This window comes from Sphingomonas sp. GW821-FHT12D09 (genome assembly GCF_058807215.1).
Window position 1 is genome coordinate 2,501 of the sequence record NZ_JBXAQL010000006.1, and the last position, 2,500, is coordinate 5,000.

Here is a 2,500-nt window from a genome sequence, read left to right on the forward strand (position 1 = left end):
GGCATTGCTTCGAAGAGGATCTGGTAAAACCGCGCTACACTGCTCTGCCGAGTTTCGTGTCGTGTTTAAGTGCGCCGTCGAAGTTCTGCTTCGCCGGTTGGCTTGGACCGATCCAGTGTTGTCGTTGGTGGTGTGGACTCTCAAGTGTGAGGTAAGGGCAATTCGTGGATGCCTTGGCGCATACAGGCGATGAAGGACGTGGCACGCTGCGATAAGCGTCGGTGAGCTGTGAGCAAGCTTTGACCCGACGATTTCCGAATGGGGAAACCCACCTAATCCGATTATCTTGGGCGTCAGTAATGACGGTCAGGGTAATTGGAAAAAGGTATCACTTAGCTGAATAAAATAGGCTTCGTGAAGCGAACCCGGCGAACTGAAACATCTCAGTAACCGGAGGAAAAGACATCAACCGAGATTCCGTTAGTAGTGGCGAGCGAACGCGGACCAGGCCAGTGCCTGATATTCAACTAGCAGAAGTATCTGGAAAGATACGCCATAGCGGGTGACAGCCCCGTATGCGAAAGTGATGTATCAGGACATGAGTAGGGCGGGACACGTGTAATCCTGTCTGAATATAGGGGGACCACCCTCTAAGCCTAAATACTCGTATGCGACCGATAGCGAACTAGTACCGTGAGGGAAAGGTGAAAAGCACCCCGATGAGGGGAGTGAAACAGTACCTGAAACGGATTGCCTACAAGCAGTTGGAGGGTCCTTGAGGCCTGACAGCGTACCTCTTGCATAATGGGTCTGTGACTTAATGTACCAAGCAAGCTTAAGCCGATAGGTGTAGGCGCAGCGAAAGCGAGTCTGAATAGGGCGAATGAGTTTGGTGTATTAGACCCGAAACCCGGCGATCTAGGCATGACCAGGATGAAGGTGCAGTAACATGCACTGGAGGTCCGAACCGATTAACGTTGAAAAGTTACCGGATGAGTTGTGTTTAGGGGTGAAAGGCCAATCAAGCCGGGAAATAGCTGGTTCTCCGCGAAAACTATTGAGGTAGTGCCTCGGATGAACACCCTAGGGGGTAGAGCACTGGATGGATGCGGGGGTCGCGAGATCTACCAATTCTAACCAAACTCCGAATACCTAGGAGTGATATCCGGGAGACAGACGGCGGGTGCTAAGGTCCGTCGTCAAAAGGGAAACAGCCCTGACCTACAGCTAAGGTCCCCAAGTCACGTCTAAGTGGGAAAGCATGTGGGAATCCCAAAACAACCAGGAGGTTGGCTTAGAAGCAGCCATCCTTTAAAGAAAGCGTAACAGCTCACTGGTCTAAATAAGGGTTCCTGCGGCGAAGATGTAACGGGGCTCAAGACGTGCACCGAAGCTTAGGGTGTGTAGTTTACTACACGCGGTAGCGGAGCGTTCCGTAAGCCTGTGAAGCGATCTGGTAATGGGTCGTGGAGGTATCGGAAGTGCGAATGCAGACATGAGTAGCGATAAAAAGGGTGAGATGCCCTTTCGCCGAAAGACCAAGGGTTCCTGCGCAAGGCTAATCCGCGCAGGGTGAGCCGGCCCCTAAGACGAGCCCGAAGGGGGTAGTCGATGGGAACCACGTTAATATTCGTGGGCCTGGTGGTGTGTGACGGATGGTGTGTGTTGTACGCTCTTATCGGATTGAGCGTGCTTCGAAGCTGTCCCGGGAAATAGCCCCACCGTATAGACCGTACCCGAAACCGACACAGGTGGTCAGGTAGAGTATACCAAGGCGCTTGAGAGAAGTGTCCTGAAGGAACTCGGCAAATTGCCTCCGTACCTTCGGAAGAAGGAGGCCCTCACGTTGCGCAAGCAGCATGAGGGGGCACAGGCCAGGGGGTAGCGACTGTTTAGCAAAAACACAGGGCTCTGCTAAGTCGGCTTCAAGACGACGTATAGGGTCTGACGCCTGCCCGGTGCCTGAAGGTTAAGTGGAGGGGTGCAAGCTCCGAAATGAAGCCCAGGTAAACGGCGGCCGTAACTATAACGGTCCTAAGGTAGCGAAATTCCTTGTCGGGTAAGTTCCGACCTGCACGAATGGCGTAACGACTTCCCCACTGTCTCCAGGACATGCTCAGCGAAATTGAATTCTCCGTGAAGATGCGGAGTACCCGCGGTTAGACGGAAAGACCCCGTGCACCTTTACTGCAGCTTCAGAGTGGCAGTGGAGAACAATTGTGTAGAATAGGTGGGAGGCTTTGAAGCATTGGCGCCAGCTGATGTGGAGCCACCAAGTGAAATACCACCCTGTTGTTCTTTACTGTCTAACCTCGATCCATGAAACTGGATCAGGGACCCTCTGTGGCGGGTAGTTTGACTGGGGCGGTCGCCTCCTAAAGAGTAACGGAGGCGCGCGAAGGTTGGCTCAGGCCGGTTGGAAACCGGCTGTTAGAGTGCAATGGCATAAGCCAGCCTGACTGCGAGACTGACAAGTCGAGCAGAGACGAAAGTCGGTCATAGTGATCCGGTGGTCCCTCGTGGAAGGGCCATCGCTCAACGGATAAAAGGTACGCCGGGG

General features: G+C 53.6%; 1 rRNA gene (only partly in view). It reads left to right on the plus strand.

Annotated elements, in window-relative coordinates:
• The first annotated feature begins 141 nt into the window (after positions 1 to 141).
• A 23S ribosomal RNA gene (locus AC1RPL_RS21545) occupies positions 142 to 2,500 on the plus strand; it runs 435 nt beyond the window's last position.